This window comes from Nitratireductor sp. (assembly GCF_017794765.1).
In the GTDB taxonomy this organism is placed as follows: domain Bacteria; phylum Pseudomonadota; class Alphaproteobacteria; order Rhizobiales; family Rhizobiaceae; genus Nitratireductor.
The window spans coordinates 2,374,935-2,395,946 of the sequence record NZ_CP051236.1 but is presented as its reverse complement, the minus strand read 5'-3'; the positions used below and the strand labels follow the sequence as shown (position 1 = coordinate 2,395,946).

Sequence of the window (21,012 nt, the reverse complement as noted above, 5' to 3'; positions counted from 1 at the left end):
TTCTGGAGAAATGGCATGTATTTGGAGCGATTTCGATTCAGGTTTGCTGTTTTGAACCTGTAGAATTACTATTGTGCAATGACTGACCTTCCTCCTCTCAACAGCTTGCGCGCATTTGATGCAGCAGGTCGTCGCCTCAGTTTCCGCGCCGCTGCCGATGAGCTGGGCGTCACACAAGGGGCCGTTGCGCAACAGGTTCGCCAACTCGAGGCCCATCTGGATGTCATCTTGTTCGAACGTGTGCCGAAGGGCTTGGTGTTCACATCGGTCGGACGCAGCTTTCACAGCCGGATTGCAGGGGTCTTCGCGGATCTTCGCGCGGCAACCGCCGAGTTGAAGCCGGAGCCCAACAAAGTCGTCGTCAGCGTAACCCCAACGTTCGCCGCAAAATGGCTGATTCCAAATCTTCCAGACTTCACGGCAACGCACCCGGATATCGATCTACGGATCATGGCCACCGACAAAGTTTCAAGCTTTCACAGCGATGGGATCGACCTTGCGGTACGGCAGGGATCGCCGCCATTTGGCGCGTCGTTGGACGTGACTTTGCTTTTCAAGCAGACACTGATAGCGGTTGCTTCGCCAAAGCTTGCAGGCCTCGGCAGTCATCCGCTCGATCCTGAAGCTCTGTCCAAACAGCCGAAGATCCACGATACTCACGACCTATGGCCAAGTTATCTTGCGTTCTTGGGCGTGCAAGACCAATCGCCTCGCGGTCTTCGCTTGAGTCAGACCTCTCTCGCAGTGGATGCAGCCATCGCCGGTCAGGGTGTGGCCTTGGTCAGTCGATTTCTGGTGGCGCAAGACCTTGAAGCCGGTCGTTTGGTCGAGGTTGGTAAGATGTGGGAGGCCAGCGGAAATGACTTCTACGTCCTCATCCCTCGCACCGCAAAGTACAACCGGCCCGTGAGTGAGGTCATGTCGTGGTTAAAGACGCGCTCCGCTGAAGATGCCTGACGTCTTTAAACTGGTAGCGGACACACAAATCATCGAGACGCAAGGCAACTAGGTCCCGCAAATCGGTCATTCGCATCAGCAAAAGAGGCAACGACAGCAGTGAGTTCAAACACGCGTCCGATGGTCCGCATAAAACAATGCGTGAACACGACCTCCGAAAGAACGAAACCCACCGGGCCGTTCTTCAAACGCCCCCTTCGAGCAGCGTGAGTGGACCGAGAACATGTTCACAAAGTTGCAGAAATGGCGGCGCATCGCAGGCGGACATGACCGCTGTGCACAGACACCCGTGCCAGCGGCCTGCCTCGCATCGCCTCGCATCAATGTATCATCTTCCGGAGCAATCCGTGCCCCCTGCCCCTAGAGCCCCAATCCGCCGATGCAGACATATTTTGTATCGAGATAATCTTCGATGCCCTGATGTCCGCCTTCCTTGCCGAGGCCCGATTCCTTGAGGCCGCCAAACGGCGCTTCGACCGTGGTGATAATGCCCTCGTTTACCCCGACCAGGCCGTATTTCAGCCCTTCCATAACGCGGAAGGCCCGTCCCAGATCGCCGGTGTAGAAATAGCAGGCAAGACCAAACACGGTGTCGTTGGCAAGATTGATTGCCTCTTCTTCCGTCTCGAACCGGAACACCGGCGCGACGGGACCGAAAATCTCTTCCTGCATAAAGCGCATGTCGGGCGTTGCGTTGGAGATCACGGTCGGCTGGAAGAATGAGCCTCCCAGTGGATGGCGCGCGCCGCCGGCAGTGACCTTGGCTCCCTTGCTGGTGGCGTCCGCAATGAGCTCCTCGACCTTCTCGATCGCCTTCTCATCGATCAGTGGCCCCTGCTGGGTTCCTTCCTCAAGGCCCGACCCTACTTTCAGCTTTTCGGCAGCGGCCGAGAGCTTCTCTACAAACGTGTCGTAGATGCCCGCCTGCACGAAGAACCGGTTGGTACAGACGCAGGTCTGGCCGGAGTTGCGGTACTTGGCTGCAATCGCACCTTCGACAGCGCGGTCGATATCCGCGTCGTCGAAAACGATGAAAGGTGCGTTTCCGCCCAATTCCATGGACACCTTCTTCACCGTCCCCGCCGTCTTTTTGATCAGCGTCTTTCCCACCTCGGTGGAACCGGTGAACGTGATCTTGCGGACAAGCGGGTTCTCGCAAAGCTCATCGCCGATTTCAGAAGCCGCGCCGGTGACGATGTTCACGACACCTTTTGGAAACCCCGCCTCTTCGCACAAAACACCCCAGGCGAGCCCGGAATACGGTGTCTGCGAAGCGGGTTTGGCAACGGCAGTACAGCCGGATGCAAGTGCCGGGCCGAGCTTGCGCGCCAGCATTGAGGACGGAAAATTCCATGGCGTGATCGCGCCGATGACCCCGACCGGTTCCTTGGTCACCAGAATGCGTCGGTCCGCCCAGGGCGAAGGCACCACATCGCCATAGACCCGGCGTCCCTCTTCGGCGTACCAGAGAATGTAGGCAGCCGACATGCCCACCTCGCCCTTGGCCTCGGCAAGGGACTTGCCCTGCTCCATCACCAGGAGTTCGGCAAGTGCGTCCTGATTGTCCATAATGGCATCATGCAGTTTGCGCAGAAGCTTGGCACGATGGTCAGCGGAGGTTCTTTTCCAGGAACGGAAAGCGACGTCGGCGGCCTCGATGGCACGCCGGGTTTCGGCCGTGCCTGCCCGTGGCACGGTGCCGATCGTCTGGCCATTGGCGGGATTGACGACATCAATGGTCTGACCCGAATCCGCCTTCACCCAGGCTCCGTCAATGAAATTTGCCTGGCGCATGAAATGACTGGTCTTCTGAAGCATCTGCATCTTCTCCTGTGTTTGCGCGGCACCGTACCGTCCTCCGCTATCCCGGCTAGAGGCTAGCTGGCCTCATTGATAGAGCCAGTGAAGCACCGATAACCAGAACGCGGCCGATAGCACCGCCAGAGCCGTGGCGATGGTCATCGCGTTGGAAGCGAGCGCCTGCCCCGTACCGAAGCGCGAGGCAATCAGATACGGATTCACCCCTGACGGCAGGCTTGCAGCAATGACGGCGATCTGCGCGCTGAAGACCGGCAGGCCAATCACAAGCGCCACACCAAGGGCAACGGCAGGCATCAGGAAAAGTTTCAGCCCGGCAATCACGATTGCGGGCCGCACATCGCCCGAAATGCCAAACCGGCGCAATCCGAGGCCCATGGCGAAAAGCGCAACGGGGCCGGCGACATTGGCAAGCGCATCGACAAACCGGGTACCGAGAGCCGGCATTTGAAACCCCGAGAAACGCCAGAGCAGGCCTGCAACGATGCCGATGATCAGCGGACTGGAAAAAAGCTTTGTCAGAAACTCGCGGAGAACCGAAAGCGCACTCCCGCCCTTGCGACCGACAAGCGCGAACAGCAGAATCGACATTCCCATCATGATCGGCAGATGGATCGACACGATCAGCGACAGGATCTCAAACCCCTCCTGGCCGAACACGCCGAGCATGAAGGGGATGCCAAGAAGGACGAGGTTGGAAAAACTCGTGGAGAGACCGGCAACCACGCCGGCGCGGGCATCGCGCCCGAACAGATGGACAATCGTAAAATGCCCCGCCACCCAGGCGACGGCGACGGCGGTAAAATAGGTGGTCCAGAGGGCCCATGGCAGGCTGCCGTCAAATGCCGCCCCCGCCATCGTACGGAAAAGCAGAAGTGGCACAGCGATGGTCACGGCGAATTCGCTCAGGGCGTCACCCGTCTGCGGCTTTAGCAGACCGGTCCAGCCGGCCACATAGCCGAATGCAACAAGCCCAAAAACGAAGGAAACGGTTTCAACAAGCGGAGACATGCAGACTGTTTAGCCGCAATGGTTGCCAAGGGAAACCATCAGTCAGACAAATCCACTCAGGGCAGCAAGGCGGCTTTCAAGTCCGGTCCCTGTGCCTATATGCTAGGAAGAATAGTTTGAGGATTGCCCTATGCTTCGCCTGCTTGTTGCCATCATTTTTGTTTTCAGCGTCCTTCCAGCGCAGGCAACCGAGGCCGGGTGGGCGCTGTTGCGCAACGGCGGACAGGTCGTTCTGATGCGGCACGCGATTGCACCGGGAAACGGAGATCCGGCCAATTTCGACCTTGAGAAATGTGGCACCCAACGCAACCTTTCCGAGCGCGGACGCCTGCAGGCCCGACGCATCGGCGCGCTCATCGAGGCGCGCGCGGCGCCGGTGGAAAAGGTCCTGGCCAGCCGCTATTGCCGTACCCGCGACACCGCAACCCAGGCATTCGGCCCGACATTGATGGAAGCCTTCCCCGCGCTTGACCTGCCATCAGACGAGAGCGCCATGGAAAATCAGAAGGCGGACATTCTGGAGCGAATCAACAGCTACACCGGATCGGGAAACCTGTTTCTGATCACCCATCTTGAAGTCATCCAGGCGTTGATCGGTGCGCCCGCACGAGAAGGCGAAGCCATTATTTTGTCACGCGGAGGCGACAGTCTCGCCGTGGCCGCGCGCATCAAATTCAACTGATCGTGCCATCAGCGGTAGCTATAGCCCCTTTTCCTACCGGCAAAAACCGATTAGAGACCCCACGATCATCCTATTGTAAGAGAATCTCCCCAGACTGAGGGCCGCACGTGACGACATTCGACAAGGTTGCCGACATCATCGCTGAGACCAGCGAGATCGATCGCGAGAAAATCACACCCGAAAGCCACACCATCGACGATCTGGGCATCGACAGCCTCGACTTCCTCGACATCGTCTTTGCCATCGACAAGGAATTCGGCATTAAGGTTCCGCTCGAAAAGTGGACCCAGGAAGTCAATGACGGCAAGGTTTCGACGGAAGAGTATTTCGTCATGAAAAACCTCTGTGCCAAGATCGACGACCTGGTGGCTGCAAAGGCCGGCTGAGTTTTCCTGACAGTAGACCGTTGAAGGGAGCGGCATGAGCGCGCGCGACGTAGTTATTACCGGGATGGGCATTGTTTCCTCGCTTGGCGAGGGCGCGGACGCCCACTGGCAGGCGCTCACGGCGAAGACGCCCTCTCCCGTCCTCGATCGGGACCGGTTTGCGCCATACACCATTCATCCCCTGCCCGAGATCGACTGGGGCCAGCAGATCCCCCGCCGCGGGGATCAGCGCCAGATGGAGACGTGGCAGCGCCTTGGCACCTATGCTGCAGGGCTGGCGCTCGACGATGCCGGGCTCAAGGACGACGAGGCGCTCTGCGCGACCATGGACATGGTGGTGGCTGCCGGTGGTGGCGAGCGTGACGAGACCGTGGACGAGGCCATCCTCGCCGCATCGCTCGAGCGTGACGACCATGACATCCTGCTAAACGAGAAGCTCACCACCGAGCTGCGGCCGACGCTGTTTCTTGCGCAGCTTTCCAACCTTCTTGCGGGCAACATTTCCATTGTCCACAAGGTGACCGGTTCTTCCCGCACCTTCATGGGCGAGGAAGGTGCCGGTGTTTCGGCGATCGAGACGGCTGCCGCGCGCATCCGCTCCGGACAATCCTCGCATGTTCTGGTTGGTGCATCCTTCCAGACCGAGCATTCAGACATGCTGCTTGCCTATGAACTGGCCGGTTTTCTGCATCGCGAAGACTGGAAGCCCGTCTGGCAACGCGCAGATGCAGAGGGCGGCGGTGTGGTCACTGGTTCCGGCGCTTCTTTTCTGGTTCTGGAATCGCGCGAGCATGCGGAAAAGCGCGGCCGCAACGCCTACGCTTCGATGGGACCGGTGGTCTCACGCCGCACGCGCCGCCGGAGTGAACCGCTGGTCGCCGGTATCACAGAGATGCTTGATCGGCTTCCTCTGCCCCAGACCCCGGTTCTGGCTCTTTCGGGCGCATCCGGCGCCGATGCGGCAACGGCCGCCGAACGCGAAGCGCTTTCCTGTCACGACAACGTTGCGCTGCGCGGCTTCTCAACGCTCACCGGCCACATGAAGGAAGCGCAGTTTCCCTTTGCAGTGGCGCTTGCAGCGCTTGCGCTGCATCATGGCAACCCCTACCCGGCCTTCGACAGTGCAACCGAAGCTGCATTCGACGGTAGCCTCGATACCGTTCTGGCGACGTCCATTGGCTACCACTGCTACGAAGGCATGGGCCTCATAAAAAGGGCCTGACGCCCGCCGGCCCGGAGGATTTTGAAGAAAGCGATCCCGTGAAAACGACCGACAGCTTTGGAAGACCCGTTATCGCCGTCACCGGAATGGGTGTCGTCACCTCTCTCGGCCAGGGCCGCGCAGAGAACTGGGATGCGCTGATAAACGGGCGGTCCGGCATCCACCCCATCACGCGCTTTCCTACCGATCATCTGGCCACCACGATTTCCGGTATGGTCGATTTCCTGCCGTCGAGCACGAAAGGGGCGAGCGTCCACACGCACCACCTCGCCGATCTCGTGGCCGCGGAAGCCATCGAACAGTCCGGTCTGCCCGCCTCCGATTTCGGTGGACCGCTCTTTCTGGCAGCGCCTCCGGTCGAGCTAGACTGGCATCACCGTCTAGCGCTTTACGCCAAAGCCCGTAGTCACAACGGCAATCCCTCGCTCATCGAAGCAGCAAGGGAAGCCCGCGCCATGGAGCTTTTTGAGGAAAGCCAGTTCGGCACCATCGCCGACAGGCTTGCCGAGCGCTACGGAACACGCGGACTGCCCATCACCATGTCGACTGCCTGCGCGTCGGGTGCGACCGCGATCCAGTTGGGCGCGGAGGCGATCCGTCGTGGCGAATGCGACCGGGCGCTCGCCGTCGGTGCGGACGGATCGGCAACAGCCGAAGCGCTCATCCGTTTCTCGCTTCTGTCCGCCCTCACCACCCAGAACGACGCGCCGGAAAAGGCATCGCGTCCTTTCTCCAAGGATCGCAGCGGGTTCGTTCTGGCGGAAGGTGCCGGCGCGCTGGTGCTCGAATCTCTGGAAAGCGCCCTTGCGCGCGGTGCCGAAATCCTCGGCATCATGCGCGGCTGCGGCGAAAAGGCCGATGATTTCCACCGCACCCGTTCCAAGCCCGACGGCTCGCCCGCCATCGGCGCGGTCCGCGCGGCCCTGGCGGATGCCGGCATGGCCGAAGACGAGATCGAATATGTCAACGCCCACGGCACGTCGACACCGGAAAACGACAAGATGGAGCATCTGTCGCTTTCCACCGTCTTTGGCGAGCGCATGAAGACCACCCCAATATCCTCCAACAAGTCGATGATTGGCCACACGCTCTCTGCAGCCGGTGCCATCGAAGCCGTTTTCTCACTGATGACCATGCGTGAAGGCATCATTCCGCCCACCATCAACTATGACACGCCGGACCCGGCGATCGAGCTTGACGTGGTGCCAAACGTGAAGCGCGAAGCGCAGGTTTCGACCGTTCTTTCCAACTCGTTTGGCTTCGGCGGACAGAACACCTGCCTTGTCATGGCCCGCGAACCGGTCTAATCGACCGGGTTCAATTGCCCAAAACCATCGGAATTCATTATGCGCGCACTTCAACTCGTCGCCGATCGCAAGCTTGAGACAGTCGATCTTGCGCCGCCCCCGGCTCCCGGACAGGGCGAAGTGACCCTGAAGATCCGTGCCGTCGCCCTCAACCACATCGATGTCTGGGGCTGGCGCGGCATGGCGTTTGCCAAGCGAAAAATGCCGCTTGTGGTTGGAGCCGAGGCGTCCGGCGTGGTCGAGACGGTTGGTCCCGGCGTCAGCAATCTGCTTCCAGGCCAGCTCGTTTCCATCTATGGCGCACGCACCTGCGGCCTGTGCCGCCCCTGCCGCGAAGGCCGCGACAATCTGTGCGAACATGTCTCCGGCGTGCACGGTTTTCACCTTGATGGCTTTGCACAGGAAAAAATCAATCTGCCCGCACGTCTCCTCGTCCCGGCACCGCCCGGTGTGGACGAAATCGGTGCTGCCGTCGCGCCCGTCACCTTCGGCACCGTCGAGCACATGCTTTTCGACAATGCTAAGCTCGAGCCCGGCGAAACGATCCTCGTTCAGGCCGGTGGCTCCGGTATCGGCACCGCCGCCATCCAGCTTGCCAAGAGCTTGGGCTGCACCGTCATCACCACGGTGGGCTCCGAAGACAAGGTGGAGAAAGCCAGGGCACTTGGCGCCGATCACGTCATCAATTACCGCGAGGACCGCTTCGAGGGGGTTGTGCGCAAGATCACAAAGAAGCGCGGTGTCGATGTGGTGTTCGAGCATGTAGGCGCCGACACCTGGGCGGGCTCGCTCCTTTCCATGAAGCGCGGCGGACGCCTCGTCACCTGCGGGTCCACCTCCGGTGTTTCCACCAACATGAACCTGATGCAGCTTTTCCAGCAGCAACTCAAGATTTTCGGTTCCTTCGGCTGCCGCATGGAAAACATGGCCAACGCCATGCAGAAGATGGCGCGTGGGCTCTGCTCTCCGGTCATCGACACCGAGGTGAGCTTTACCGATATAGACAAGGCGCTTTCTCGCATGGAAGGCCGCGACGTGTTCGGCAAGATCATCCTGCGCGTGGACTGACCTGCGCCCCATGAAGCGCTTTCTCTACTCAATCGGCAAACGGCTCAAGACGCTGGAATACTGGCTCACCGCGCGCATGGTGATCGGTATTCTGACACTTCTGCGCAAGCTGCCGCCAGAAAAGGCGCTTGGTCTGGCTGAAAAGGTCGCCCGCAAACTCGGGCCCAAAGTAGGCCGTCATCGACTGGCAGTCGACAATCTGCGGCAGGCCTATCCCGAAAAGAGCGAAGCCGAGATCGAGACCATCGCCCTCGACATGTGGGGCAACATGGCGCGTCTTGCAACCGAGTATGTGTTTCTCGACAAGCTGTTCGATTTCGATCCGGAGGCTGAAACCCCTGGCCGTGTCGAGGTGGAAGGTGTTGAGATCTTCAAGCGCCTGCGCGACGAGAAGGGCGTTCCGCACATCTTCTTCACCGGGCATCTGGGCAATTTCGAATTCCTGCCGATCGCTGCCGCCCGCTTCGAGCTCGCCACCACATCGCTCTTCCGACCGCCCAACAATCCTTATGTAGCTGACTACATACTGAAAACCCGCAGCAGCGCCATGGGCGGGCTTGTGCCCTCACAGGCGGGGGCGGCCCTTCAACTCGCCCGCGTTCTGGACGATGGCGGCAATATCGGCGTTCTGGTCGACCAGAAATTCCGCAAGGGCGTGAAGACGCACTTCTTCGGCCGCGAATGCAAGACCAACCCGCTATTGCCCAAACTTGCGCGTCAATATGGCTGCGATGTCTACCCGGCCCGCTGCAAGCGCCTGCCTGGCGGCCGCTATCGTCTCATCGTGGAAGACAAGATCGCCCTGCCAAGGCAGGCGGATGGCATGATCGACATCGATACCAGCGCTCAATTGCTCAACGACGTTGTGGAGCGCTGGGTTCGCGAGGATCCCGGCCAGTGGATGTGGTTCCACAAGCGGTGGGAAATGTAGCCTGCCTCCGGACGTTCAATCCGTGACGACGATCCGCGTGTTGCGCGGCCCGACCTTCCGCACCAGCGAATAAAGCCGCTTCGCGTTGGCCGTATGCAGGCGCACACATCCATGTGAGGCAGGCCGCCCGAGCTTCGACACCGCATTGGTGCCATGGATCGCATAGCCACCATAGTAGAAGATCGAATAGGGCATGGGCGACATGTCGTATTTGCGCGAGTGCCACATCTTGTGCATGCGGGTGGGGCGCCACTGCCCCCGCGGCGTCACATAGCCGCGACGCGCGGTCGATACCCGCCAGCGGTGCAACACGCGTCCGCCATGCATGACCGTCATTGTCTGCTTCGACAAGCTGACTTTGGCCACGAGCCGTGCCGCAAAGCCTTCTGTTGCGCCGCCCGAAAGAATCAGGCCGGCCAAGGCCAATGCAAAGAAAAACCGTTTCATGAGCGCCCCCCGCTACATGTGTTAAGTTTCTACCCGTTGTCTTGACGCATCTAACGTCAATTCATGACAAAACCCCAAATGTCCTTGGTAAATAGAACTATACTGCCTCGTGCGCGACAAGTTCTACCTCTTCACATTTCCGTGCGCGCGCGATCTTGCCAAGCTGGCCACATGCCGCTCTATTGCCCTCATGAACGAACAGCTTGCCTTGGCGGTGCGGCGCAGGACGGACGACCTCGTCGCACTCACTTCCGATCTGATACGATTTCCCACGGTGAACCCGCCCGGAGACGCGTATACGCCGTGCTGCGAATACATTGCGCGTCGGCTGAAAGCCAGGGGCTTTGCCACGCAATTCGTCCGGGGTGTGGGCGCTCCGGGCGATTCAGACCGCTATCCGCGCACAAACGTCATCGCGCGGCGCGAGGGTCGCAGCCCCGGCGCCACAGTGCATTTCAATTCCCATATCGATGTGGTGGAAGCCGGTGAAGGCTGGACGGTCGACCCCTATGCCGCCGTCGTGAAGGACGGCAAGGTTTTCGGGCGTGGCGCCTGCGACATGAAGGGCGGCCTCGCTGCCTCAATCATCGCAGCCGAAGCGTTTCTGGAGATCTATCCGGATTTTCCCGGTGCCATCGAGATTTCCGGCACGGCGGACGAGGAATCCGGCGGCTTTGGCGGGGTTGCCTATCTTGCACGGGACGGCTTCTTTTCGAAGCCGCGCGTGGATCACGTCATCATTCCCGAGCCGCTCAACAAGGACCGCATCTGTCTTGGCCATCGCGGTGTGTGGTGGGCGGAAATCGAGACGCGCGGCGCCATTGCCCATGGTGCGATGCCGTTCCTCGGCGATTCGGCCATTCGCCACATGGGCGCGCTCCTCCATGCCTTCGAGGAAGAGCTGTTCCCTGCGCTGGACGCGAAGGAAACACGGATGCCGGTCGTGCCCGAGGGCGCGCGCCGCTCCACCATGAACATAAACTCGGTGCATGGCGGCCAGACGGAGGATTTTTTCCCCGGGCTCCCCGCGCCCAATGTGGCCCACTCCTGCCGCATGGTGATCGATCGCCGTTTCCTCATCGAGGAAGACATTTCGGAGGTGAAAGGCGAAGTGGTCTCCATACTGGAACGCCTGAAACGCGAGCGTCCGAAATTCGACTACTCAATGCGCGATCTGATGGAGGTTCTGCCGCTCATGACGGAAGAAGACGCGCCCGTGCCGAGCGCCATTGCTGCGGGTATTCGCGAGGTATTCGGCAAGGAACCCGAATATGTGATTTCACCTGGAACCTACGACCAGAAGCACATTTCGCGCATCGGCCACCTTCATGACTGCGTTGCCTATGGCCCCGGCATTCTCGACCTTGCCCACCAGCCCGACGAATGGGTCGGCATCGAAGATATGGTGCAGTCAGCCACCGTCATGGCGATGAGCCTCGACGTTCTGTTGCGCGGTGTCGTTCCGCCGCGATAAACCTCATTTCAATGCGTGATTTACAGCCGCGCTGAATCACGCTTCAATCCTGAAAAATCACACGGCCCTGCGGGAGAGAGACATGAACACGATCAAGTCCATTATCGGCGGCGCGACGCTGTTATTGGCTGCAGGAACGGCGGCCCTGGCTGCCCGCACCGATCTCGTGATCGGCGTCGTTCTGGAGCCGCCTCATCTCGACCCCACCGCCAGTGCTGCCGCCGCGATCGACGAAATCCTTTACGCCAATCTTTTTCAGGGCCTGACCCGCATCGGCAGAAACGGTGAGGTTTTGCCCGCGCTCGCCGAGAGCTGGGAGGTTTCCGACGACGGCAAGACCTACACTTTCAAGCTGCGCTCCGGGGTGACTTTCCATGATGGCACCACGTTTGATGCCGAGGACGTGAAGTTCACGCTGGATCGGGCCCGCGCCGAAAATTCAACCAATGCGCAAAAACAACTCTTTGCGGCCATCGACACGGTCGAAGTAATCGACCCCCAGACAATCCGGATCATGCTGTCGGCCCCACAGGGCTCCTTCCTCTACAATCTGGGCTGGGGCGATGCGGTCATCGTTGCGCCCGAATCGGCTGAAACCAACAAGGAAAAGCCGATCGGCACCGGTCCCTTCAAATTCGACAAATGGGCCAAGGGGTCGTCCGTCACGCTGGTGAAGAACCCGGACTACTGGGGTGAGCCGGTTGCGCTTGAAAAGGCCGAGTTCCGCGTTGTTCCCGATGCCGCCGCCGCCATTCCCGCGCTCTTATCGGGCGATGTGCAGGCTTTCCCGCAGATGCCCGCCGGCGATGCGCTTAGCCAGATCGAAAATGATCCGCGCTTCGTCGTTGCCATTGGTGCCACCGAGGGCGAAACAATCCTGTCCACCAACAATGGCAAGGAACCCTTCAACAACATCAAGGTGCGTCAGGCCATCGCCCATGCGCTCAACCGGGAAGAGATCATCGCCGGCAATGGTTCGGGCTACGGCACGCCCATCGGCTCGCATTTCTCGCCCGCCAATGAAGCCTACGTGGACCTGACCGGCACCTATCCCTACGATCCCGCAAAGGCGAAAGCACTCCTCGCGGAGGCCGGCTACCCCGACGGTTTCAAGGCCACGCTCAAGCTCCCCCCTCCGGCCTATGCGCGCGATGGCGGACAGGTCGTCGCCTCGCAGCTGCGCCAGGTCGGCATAGAACTGGAGATCATACCCGTCGAATGGGCCCAGTGGCTTGAACAGGTGTTCAAGAACAAGGATTACGATCTCACCATCGTCTCCCACACGGAGCCGAACGACATCAACATCTATGCCCGCGACGATTATTACTTCAACTACAAGAACCCCGCCTTCAAGGAAGTCATGAACGCGCTCGACGCAACCGCCGAGCCGGAAAAGCGGATCGAGCTCTATCAGACGGCCCAGAAAATCATCGCCGAGGATGCAGTCAACGGCTTCATGTTCCAGCTTCCCAAGATCGGCGTATGGGACGCCAAGCTTCAGGGCATGTGGGAAAACTCGCCCATTCAGGCCAACGACCTGACAGGGGTGAAATGGTCTGATTAAAGGCCGAAAGGATTTCCGCGGCCGATACAGGCCGCGAGAGGTCCGGACCTGACCATGCTCGCCTTTCTCGCAAAGCGCATCGCCATCGGCCTTGTCACTCTTGTAGTGGCGTCCGCCGTGGTGTTTCTGGTTCTGGAAATCGTCCCGGGCGACCCTGCCCTGTTGATGCTCGGCATGAACGCGCAACCCGAGGCGCTGGCTGCCCTGCGTGAGGAAATGGGCCTCAACCAGCCGGTTCTCCTGCGTTATTTCGGTTGGATTGCCGGCATGGCGCTTGGCGACTTCGGCAATTCCTATACCTATTCATCGCCGGTGCTCGAACTGATCGGCGAGCGCGTCCTGGTGTCTCTGCCGCTCGCGCTCATCTCGCTCTTCCTGTCCACGGCAATCGCCCTGCCCGTCGGGATTTTCGCCGCCTCAAGGCGCGGAAAGCCTGCTGACACAATCAGCATGGGCGCGGCCCAGATCGGTGTCGCCATCCCCAATTTCTGGTTTGCGCTCATCCTGATCTATCTCTTCGCCGTATGGCTTCGCCTCGTGCCCGCCGGCGGTTTTCCGGGCTGGGATGCAGGGCTGTGGGCCGGGTTCAAAGCCCTTCTTCTTCCAGCCATCGCTCTGGCGCTGCCGCAGGCGGCCATCCTCGCCCGCGTCACCCGTTCGGCCATGCTCGAAGTGCTCGGCGAGGACTATATCCGCACCGCGCGCGCCAAAGGCATGCCGCGCCGCATTGTCCTTTGGCATCATGCGCTACGCAATGCGCTCATCCCGGTGCTCACCATTCTCGGCCTGCAATTCGCCTTTCTGCTTGCCGGCACCATCATCATCGAGAATGTGTTTTATCTGCCCGGTCTCGGGCGCCTGATCTTCCAGGCCATCACCCAGCGCGATCTCATCGTCGTGGAAGGCGTGGTTATGCTGCTCGTCGCCACGGTCATCGCCGTCAACATTCTCGTCGATATCGGCTACGCCATCGTCGATCCGCGCCTGAGGACACGCCGATGACCCCGGATGCGCCGCCTCCTTCTCCTCCACCGGAGCGTCACTTCCTCGAGATGGCCTTTGCCAATCGATCCTTCGTGATTGGTGCCATCATCACCATCCTCGTTGCCGCGATGGCGCTCCTGTCCTTCCTGTGGACACCCTACGACATTACCCATCTCGTCGTTGCCGACCGCATGAAGGGCCTTTCGCTTGCTCATCCGCTCGGCACCGATCACCTCGGCCGCGACATTCTTTCCATGATCATGATTGGCGCGCGCAATTCCATCGCAGTTGCCATCGTCGCTGTCGGCATCGGCATGGGGGTCGGTGTCCCGCTCGGCACATGGGCTGCGGCCCGTGGTGGCCTGATCGATGAAATCCTGATGCGCTTCAACGATCTCGTCTTCGCCTTTCCCGCCCTCCTGTCAGCCATCATGATCACCGCCATTTTCGGCCCCGGCGCGATCAACGCCATCATCGCCATCGGCATTTTCAACGTTCCCGTCTTTGCCCGCGTGGCGCGCGCGGGTGCGCTTTCCATCTGGCCGCGCGAATACATTCTCGCGGCCCGTGCCGCCGGCAAGAGCAAGGCGCTCATCACCATCGAGCATATCCTGCCCAACATCGCTGCGCTGCTGCTCGTGCAGGGCACCATCCAGTTCGCGCTCGGCATTCTGGCCGAAGCGGGCCTTTCCTATCTCGGCCTTGGCGCGCAGCCTCCCATGCCTTCCTGGGGCCGCATGCTATTCGAGGCGCAGACCCGCATGATGATTGCCCCGCATCTGGCAGTCTTTCCGGGCCTCGCCATCGTGATAACCGTGCTCGGGCTCAACCTTTTGGGTGATGGCCTGCGCGACCTTCTCGACCCGAGACTGAGGCGCGAGCGATGAGCCTGCTTGAAATCGAAAACCTGTCGCTCTCGATCGCCGGTCACCCGGTTCTCAGAGATATAGACCTTCGGATCGCCCCGGGCGAAGTGCTGGGCGTTGTTGGCGAATCCGGTTCCGGAAAATCCATGACCGCCCTCACCGTCATGCAGCTCCTGCCGGAGCTCGCCCGCGCGAAGGGCCGCGTCACCTTCGACGGGGTAGACATTCTGGCAGCCCCCGAAGAGGCCATGTGCCGGCTGCGCGGCGATGATCTTGGCATGGTCTTTCAGGAGCCGATGACCGCGCTCAACCCGGTCAAGACGATTGGCGAACAGGTGGCCGAGGGCATTCGCTGGCACACGGGCGCCAATCGCCCGGACGCCGAAGCCCGTGCCCGGGCCATTCTCGACCGGGTCGGCCTGCCCGAGGCCAAATTCCCGCTCTCGCGCTTTCCGCACGAGCTCTCTGGCGGCCAGCGCCAGCGCGTCGTCATTGCCATTGCCTGCGCGTTGAAACCCAAGCTCCTGATCGCAGACGAACCCACCACCGCACTCGATGTCGTACTCCAGGCGCAGATCCTCGATCTCCTGCGCGATCTGGTGGCGGAAAATCGCATGGGTCTCATGCTCATCTCGCACGACCTTGCCGTCGTTGCCGACATGGCCGACCGCGTGAGCGTGATGCGCAATGGTGCGGTGATGGAAAGCGGCCCGACGGTCGGGGTTTTGAGCGAACAGAAACACCCTTACACGCGCCAGCTCGCAGAAGCCTCCACACACGTACCGGCCCGCGCACGTTCACAGGAGAAGGCCGAAAAGCAAGAACCGCAGCCTCTGCTTTCGGTTTCCGGCGTCACGCGCGATTATCCCGGCCGCCGCAAGGGGCTCTTCGCCAAACCCGAGCCCTTTCGCGCCGTTGACAACGTCAGTTTTTCCCTGGCGCCCGGTCACGCTGTTGCCCTGGTGGGACGTTCGGGCTGCGGCAAGTCGACCCTTGCCCGCATGATTCTCGCACTCGACCGGCCAACTGCGGGCGAGATCCGGCTGAACGGTGAAACGCTCGGCGGCAGGAGTGAGTACGAGCTTCGCCATGCAAGGCGCAACATGCAGGTGGTTTTTCAGGATCCTTATGGCTCGTTCAACCCTCGCCACCGGGTGGAGCGGCTGGTTGCCGAGCCTTTGCATCTGCTCGACCGGAAGCCTACGGCGGCACAGCGCCGCGAATGTGTTGCCGAAGCACTGGAATCGGTGGGTCTTAACGCGGGCGACATGCATAAATATCCGCACGAATTTTCCGGTGGCCAGCGCCAGCGCATTTCGATTGCCCGCGCCATCATCACCCGACCGAAGCTGATCGTGGCCGACGAACCCGTCTCAGCGCTCGACGTATCCATACGCGCGCAGGTGCTCGATCTCTTCGCCGATCTGAACCAGCGTCTCGATCTGACCTATCTCTTCATCACGCATGATTTGACAGTTGCCCGTGCCATTACCGACGATGTCATGGTCATGCATGAGGGGAGGATCGTGGAAAGCGGGCCCACAGCGACCGTCCTGCAAAACCCAAAATCGGAAGCAGCACGTGCGCTGGTTGCCGCCGCACCTGATCTGGAACGGGCTGTGGCTACCCGGCAGCGGGCCACTGGCGACTAGAAGCGTTGCTGCTGCAAACGTTCCACAAATCAGCGCGAGAGATGAGCGACTTCCTCAGTACCAAGTGCCAGGACGTCACAGACGCGTGTTGTAAGCCGCTCGGCCCGACAGCAGAGTTCGGCATCGCGCATTGCCAGTTCAAACAGGGTTTCTGCGAGGATAAGCCGCCTTGCATGGCTCAACTGTCGCAGATTCATTCTGGCCTGCATGATCTCGGCTTCCGACGTTAGGTCCACTAACGCAGACATGATTTCTGCGACCTCTTCTTCGGAGAGTTTAAGGGCGCTGGCGGCGAAGCGGCGCAGAACAGCTGCCTCCCGCGGCCCCACGGCCTCGTCGGTCAAAGCCAGCCGCAGCAACAAAAGCACTTCGGCAGCCATTGCGTTCATGGCGGCTGTCATCGCATGCCCTCCTGCATCTGCATCGGATTCTGCCGATGCGAACATGGCTTTCTCCCGGTTCCCTGCCCCATTACCACGACACCAAAGCGCCGCCGCGCTCCCGCAAAACTGCGCAAAACATTCTCAGACAGCTCCGCCGGCGGGACAGAGCTCAATTCGGACACTTCCAGACTGCTTTGCCGCGCGTCGTCGTCAAGTTCATTCCCTATCCATAGCGCCACAGCACAAAGCTTCATGTACAATCATCAATTCACCTTGCGGTCTCCATCCGCTTGTGCTGCAAGAAGCCATCTCATCGCTGGCTACCCCCTGAATATGTTTGAAGCAAGTCTCGAAATTCTCCTGCTGCTGGCGCTGGCAGCTTTCTTTGCCGGCTTTATGGACGCGATCGCCGGCGGCGGTGGCCTGGTCACCATCCCTGCATTGCTGCTCGCCGGGTTCCCGCCCGTGCTTGCGCTGGGTACAAACAAGCTGCAGGGGATGTTTGGGAGCGGCGCGGCTGTTTATGCCTATGCGAAAGCCGGTCACGTGCGCGTTTCAAGCCAGATTTTTCCCGCCATCTTCTCATTTCTCGCGTCCATCGCCGGCGCGCTTGTGGCCACTGTCCTGCCAGCCGAACTGTTGCGTGGTATGCTTCCATTTTTGCTCATAGCCGTTGCGCTGTATTTCGCGTTCAAGCCGAATTTGAACGATATCGATCGTGCCCAACGCATCTCACCATTCCTGTTTGGTCTCACCATTGCCCCGCTTCTGGGATTTTACGATGGCGCATTTGGCCCGGGAACGGGGTCGTTCTTCATGCTCGCTTTTGTTGGCCTTGCCGGACAGGGCCTGCTTAAGGCGACGGCGCATACCAAATTTCTCAACTTCGCGTCCAACGTTGGCGGCTTTGCAGCGTTTGCCGCAGTTGGCGCCATCGCCTGGAAGGTCGGGCTGATCATGGGGTTGGCGCAGATTGCCGGAGCCCGGATCGGTGCTGCTTTCGCAATGAAAAAGGGCGCGCGTATTATCAAGCCTCTTCTTGTTCTCGTCTGTGTGGCATTGGCAACAAGGCTTCTTATGGACGGCAACAACCCGCTTCTGCGATATATTGGCCTATAAGTTGCGACGAGCTTTAACGTACCCCTGCTTAAACCTGACCGGGGATACCCATGACACTCAATGCACCCTCAAAGCTCGTCTTTCTTCTCAGCCTCGTGATCGCCGTGATTGCACTTCTCGCGGCGTTGAACCTCCTCTCCTTCGTGCCGATCCCGTCATTCTGGATCTTGAGCCTGGCTTATATTCTTCTTGCCGGAGGCGCGGTGCTGAAGGGCTTCTGACCGTCTTTTCAGATGCGGCGGGCGGCAGTATCGTGCCTGGATGTATGATGGTTCAGGACTACCGGGTCTGACCACGGCGGCAGAGATTCTCCCGCCGGATCCTGACTGTTTTTTCCTGCGCCACCGTCGTCCGCAGCCGGCGTTCTGCGATGCCGTGCTTGGCATTACCGGTTATGCAGAAAGGAAAAAGGGACACTTTCGCCAGATCGAGGCTGCCTCTCTGGCCGTTCCCCTTATTTTCAGTTTCTCATCCTCCTTTGCGATTGCGCTCGGCAGGGTGCCGGAACAGCATGAACGGTTCGGTTGCTTCACATCCGGTCTTTTTGCCGGCCCGGCGATCATCGATTCCCGTGGCGAGAGCGCCTGTGTTCAGGTCGACTTCACCCCGACCGGCGCACACAGGTTTTTCGGCGTGCCCATGAGTGAACTTGCTGCCCGTATGATTCCGCTGGACGATATCCTCGGGCTGTCTGCCCACCGATTGCGTGACCGTCTGGAGGAAGAGCCCAACTGGGAGCGTCGCCTCGATCTCGTCGAAACGCTTGTCTACCGGCGCTTGCTTGAACAGCCCCCATCCGACCGACAAGCCGCTACGGCTATCGGTCACATCGCCGCAAGCCAGGGAACAGTGTCCATCACCACGATTGCAGCCGAACTCGATTGCAGCCGTAAACATCTCAACGAGATATTCCGCCGTAATGTCGGCATTGCTCCCAAAACCTATGCGCGCATGGTGCGATTTCATCATGTGCGTCGCCTCGCGATGACAGGTCAGCGCTCCTGGGCCGATATTGCACAGGAGTGCGGATTTTCCGATCAGGCTCATATGAGCCGCGATTTTCTGGAGTTTTGCGGCGAGACTCCATCCGGGTGGAAGCGCCGGTGCGCTGATCGGCGGTAACATTTCTTCAAGACGGGTCCGTGTGTCGCTGCCAAGCTGCTGCGTAAACAAAACGGAGACCATCATGAACCAGTTCGCCTCGCTTGAAGCGCCTCGCATCTATCCCACTTTTCGGTACCGTGATGCCGCCCGCATGATCGCGTGGCTAGAGAAAGCGTTCGGCTTCCGTGTTCACGCCCAGCACGAGCACGACGGCCGCATTGTCCATGCCGAACTTGCTCTTGGATCATCCATGATCATGGTCGGTGAAGCGGCGGCCGATGCCTATGGTGATCTCGTTGGAACAGCTGGCCAGGCGGGTGGAAAGTCCACTTATGTGGCGGTGGACGACACGGACCTGCTCTTTGCCAGGGCAAAGAACGCCGGCGCGAAAACCCTACAGAGTCTCCGCGACACGGAGTACGGCAGCCGCGATTTCATCTGCGCCGACCCGGAGGGCAATATCTGGTGTTTTGGCACTTACTGGCCCAAGGCGCATGAAAGCCCGACCGCAGAATAGTTTCAGCGTGCGGCTGCCAACAGAGCGTCGCAGTCGAGATGCTCCTCCAGCCTTTGCGCGATGTCGTCGAGCGCGGTTTCGACCTGTAGACGATAACCCGCGCCACCGGTCTGTATGCCGAACTCACTGAGAAAGCGGGCCCGAAACGGATCGGAACTGAACAGCCCGTGCAGATAGGTTCCCAATACCCGACCGTCCCTGCTCATGGCACCTTCCGCCCTGTCGCCGATCATGGCGACTGGGTGGGCACAGTCGGCCCCAAAGGTCCGACCGATGTGGATTTCATAGCCGCTGATCGACATCAGATATGGGCGTGAGACGGCTTCAACCTCGCGCAGCGCCTTCTGCGGCTGCATGACCGTTTCCACATCAAGCAGCCCGAGCCCCTCGACACGGCCTGCCGTTCCCTCAAACCCTTCCGGATCCTCGACGCTACGGCCGAGCATTTGATATCCGCCGCATAGACCGACAATGTGTCCACCGCGTTGCCGATGCGCCTTGAGATCCTCGTCCCAGCCCTGACGGCGCAGAAACGCCAGATCGCCGATGGTCGACTTTGACCCCGGCAGCACGATCAATTCTGCATCGCGCGGTAGCCGTTCGCCCGGCGGTACGAACACCACCTCCACTTCCGGTTCGGCGGAAAGCGGATCGAGATCGTCAAAATTGGCGATCCGCGAAAGCATCGGCACCGCAACCTTGAGCTTTGCCGGTAGCGGGCTCGAGCGCCGCGCCAGTGTGACGGAATCCTCCGGCGGAAGCCGATGCGCTTCTGCAAGCCACGGCACGACGCCGAAGGACGGCCAGCCCGTGAACCGGTGAATGGCGGCGATCCCGTCATCGAACAGCGAGAGGTCGCCGCGAAACTTGTTCACGATATAGCCGACGATCATGCGCCGGTCGGCTTCGTCGAGAATGAGATGGGTGCCGGCCAGCGCCGCGATCACCCCACCCCGGTCGATGTCCCCCACCAGAACAACAGGCACATCGGCCTGCGTGGCAAAGCCCATATTGGCGATGTCGCGTGCGCGCAGATTGATCTCGGCCGGCGATCCGGCTCCCTCGACAATCACCAGGTCGGCCTCCTTGCGCAACCGCTCAAAGGAGTCCATCACAGGCGCCATCAATGCACCCTTGCTGCGCTGATAGTCACGCGCCCGCGCCGAACCACGTGATTGCCCCTGCACCACAAGCTGCGCGCCCGTGTCGCTCTCCGGCTTGATCAGCACCGGGTTCATGTCCACGGTCGGCGCAACCCCACAGGCCAAAGCCTGCAGCCATTGCGCCCGCCCTATCTCTCCCATTTCGCTGGATCCGGGAATAGCTGCGATGGCCGCATTGTTCGACATATTCTGCGGCTTGAACGGGCGAACCTTGAGCCCCCGTCGTTTCGCCATACGGCAGAGCCCCGCCACCAGCACCGATTTGCCCACATCCGAGCCCGTACCCTGCAGCATGATCGCGCGCGCCATGGTCATCCCGTCTAAATCCTCACCGCGTTTGATGCACAGCGCCTGTGC

General features: G+C 60.4%; 21 protein-coding genes. 16 read left to right on the top strand and 5 right to left on the bottom strand.

Annotation, left to right across the window (positions count from 1 at the left end):
* The first annotated feature begins 78 nt into the window (after window positions 1-78).
* On the top strand, window positions 79-957 hold the full coding sequence (locus HF949_RS11345; RefSeq protein ID WP_292895317.1) for a LysR substrate-binding domain-containing protein: 879 nt from the start codon (window positions 79-81) through the stop codon (window positions 955-957).
* Between the two features lie 360 nt (window positions 958-1,317).
* Here the strand turns inward: HF949_RS11345 and HF949_RS11340 are convergent, their stop codons facing one another.
* Together HF949_RS11340 and HF949_RS11335 are read right to left on the bottom strand one after the other, a co-directional pair.
* Window positions 1,318-2,775, bottom strand: a complete 1,458-nt coding sequence (locus HF949_RS11340) for an NAD-dependent succinate-semialdehyde dehydrogenase (RefSeq protein ID WP_292895314.1) — start codon at window positions 2,773-2,775, stop codon at window positions 1,318-1,320.
* Window positions 2,776-2,844: 69 nt separating this feature from the next.
* Complete coding sequence (locus tag HF949_RS11335) at window positions 2,845-3,786, bottom strand: AEC family transporter (protein ID WP_292895312.1); 942 nt, start codon at window positions 3,784-3,786, stop codon at window positions 2,845-2,847.
* Window positions 3,787-3,916: 130 nt separating this feature from the next.
* Here HF949_RS11335 and HF949_RS11330 point away from each other — a divergent pair, with 130 nt between their 5' ends.
* The 6 genes from HF949_RS11330 to HF949_RS11305 all read left to right on the top strand — a co-directional run bounded on the left by HF949_RS11330 (window position 3,917) and on the right by HF949_RS11305 (window position 9,382).
* On the top strand, window positions 3,917-4,468 hold the full coding sequence (locus tag HF949_RS11330; RefSeq protein ID WP_292895309.1) for a histidine phosphatase family protein: 552 nt from the start codon (window positions 3,917-3,919) through the stop codon (window positions 4,466-4,468).
* Window positions 4,469-4,575: 107 nt separating this feature from the next.
* A complete protein-coding gene (locus tag HF949_RS11325) occupies window positions 4,576-4,854 on the top strand; it encodes an acyl carrier protein (protein ID WP_007009717.1) in 279 nt (92 codons plus the stop codon).
* Window positions 4,855-4,888: 34 nt separating this feature from the next.
* Window positions 4,889-6,076 carry a beta-ketoacyl-ACP synthase gene (locus tag HF949_RS11320; RefSeq protein WP_292895301.1) on the top strand — a complete coding sequence of 396 codons (1,188 nt, stop codon included), beginning with the start codon at window positions 4,889-4,891 and terminating at the stop codon, window positions 6,074-6,076.
* Window positions 6,077-6,162: 86 nt separating this feature from the next.
* Window positions 6,163-7,383, top strand: coding sequence for a beta-ketoacyl-ACP synthase (locus HF949_RS11315; RefSeq protein WP_441338404.1), 1,221 nt, complete (start codon window positions 6,163-6,165; stop codon window positions 7,381-7,383).
* 39 nt (window positions 7,384-7,422) lie between these two features.
* Complete coding sequence (locus HF949_RS11310) at window positions 7,423-8,451, top strand: zinc-binding dehydrogenase (protein ID WP_292895296.1); 1,029 nt, start codon at window positions 7,423-7,425, stop codon at window positions 8,449-8,451.
* A gap of 10 nt (window positions 8,452-8,461) precedes the next feature.
* Entirely contained in the window at window positions 8,462-9,382 is a 921-nt protein-coding gene (locus tag HF949_RS11305) for a lipid A biosynthesis lauroyl acyltransferase (protein ID WP_292895293.1), read from the top strand.
* Window positions 9,383-9,397: 15 nt separating this feature from the next.
* Here the strand turns inward: HF949_RS11305 and HF949_RS11300 are convergent, their stop codons facing one another.
* Window positions 9,398-9,829 (bottom strand): L,D-transpeptidase, encoded by a 432-nt coding sequence (locus HF949_RS11300; RefSeq protein ID WP_292895290.1) that lies wholly within the window; start codon window positions 9,827-9,829, stop codon window positions 9,398-9,400.
* A gap of 190 nt (window positions 9,830-10,019) precedes the next feature.
* Between HF949_RS11300 and HF949_RS11295 the strand changes: the two genes are divergently transcribed.
* The 5 genes from HF949_RS11295 (at window position 10,020) to HF949_RS11275 (ending at window position 16,369) form a co-directional block, all read left to right on the top strand.
* Entirely contained in the window at window positions 10,020-11,303 is a 1,284-nt protein-coding gene (locus HF949_RS11295) for an acetylornithine deacetylase/succinyl-diaminopimelate desuccinylase family protein (RefSeq protein WP_292900138.1), read from the top strand.
* An 82-nt stretch (window positions 11,304-11,385) separates the two neighbouring features.
* Window positions 11,386-12,867 (top strand): ABC transporter substrate-binding protein, encoded by a 1,482-nt coding sequence (locus tag HF949_RS11290; RefSeq protein ID WP_292895287.1) that lies wholly within the window; start codon window positions 11,386-11,388, stop codon window positions 12,865-12,867.
* A gap of 54 nt (window positions 12,868-12,921) precedes the next feature.
* Window positions 12,922-13,869: an ABC transporter permease gene (locus HF949_RS11285; protein ID WP_292895284.1), complete on the top strand. Its 948-nt coding sequence runs from the start codon at window positions 12,922-12,924 to the stop codon at window positions 13,867-13,869.
* A complete protein-coding gene (locus tag HF949_RS11280; RefSeq protein WP_292895281.1) occupies window positions 13,866-14,738 on the top strand; it encodes an ABC transporter permease in 873 nt (290 codons plus the stop codon). Before HF949_RS11285 ends, HF949_RS11280 begins: the two co-directional genes overlap by 4 nt.
* Window positions 14,735-16,369, top strand: coding sequence for an ABC transporter ATP-binding protein (locus HF949_RS11275; RefSeq protein WP_292895278.1), 1,635 nt, complete (start codon window positions 14,735-14,737; stop codon window positions 16,367-16,369). Before HF949_RS11280 ends, HF949_RS11275 begins: the two co-directional genes overlap by 4 nt.
* 29 nt (window positions 16,370-16,398) lie before the next feature.
* On the opposite strand, the gene HF949_RS11270 is transcribed toward HF949_RS11275, so the two are convergent.
* Window positions 16,399-16,815, bottom strand: coding sequence for a TerB family tellurite resistance protein (locus HF949_RS11270; RefSeq protein ID WP_292895275.1), 417 nt, complete (start codon window positions 16,813-16,815; stop codon window positions 16,399-16,401).
* 270 nt (window positions 16,816-17,085) lie between these two features.
* On the opposite strand from HF949_RS11270, the gene HF949_RS11265 reads away from it, so the two are divergent.
* The 4 genes from HF949_RS11265 (at window position 17,086) to HF949_RS11250 (ending at window position 19,492) form a co-directional block, all read left to right on the top strand.
* Entirely contained in the window at window positions 17,086-17,871 is a 786-nt protein-coding gene (locus HF949_RS11265; RefSeq protein ID WP_292895272.1) for a TSUP family transporter, read from the top strand.
* A gap of 50 nt (window positions 17,872-17,921) precedes the next feature.
* Window positions 17,922-18,092, top strand: a complete 171-nt coding sequence (locus tag HF949_RS11260; protein WP_292895269.1) for a hypothetical protein — start codon at window positions 17,922-17,924, stop codon at window positions 18,090-18,092.
* Window positions 18,093-18,132: 40 nt separating this feature from the next.
* A complete protein-coding gene (locus HF949_RS11255; RefSeq protein WP_292895266.1) occupies window positions 18,133-18,993 on the top strand; it encodes a helix-turn-helix domain-containing protein in 861 nt (286 codons plus the stop codon).
* A gap of 64 nt (window positions 18,994-19,057) precedes the next feature.
* On the top strand, window positions 19,058-19,492 hold the full coding sequence (locus tag HF949_RS11250; protein WP_292895263.1) for a VOC family protein: 435 nt from the start codon (window positions 19,058-19,060) through the stop codon (window positions 19,490-19,492).
* A 2-nt stretch (window positions 19,493-19,494) separates the two neighbouring features.
* Here the strand turns inward: HF949_RS11250 and HF949_RS11245 are convergent, their stop codons facing one another.
* Window positions 19,495-20,964, bottom strand: coding sequence for a cobyric acid synthase (locus HF949_RS11245; protein WP_292900136.1), 1,470 nt, complete (start codon window positions 20,962-20,964; stop codon window positions 19,495-19,497).
* Window positions 20,965-21,012: the final 48 nt, after the last annotated feature.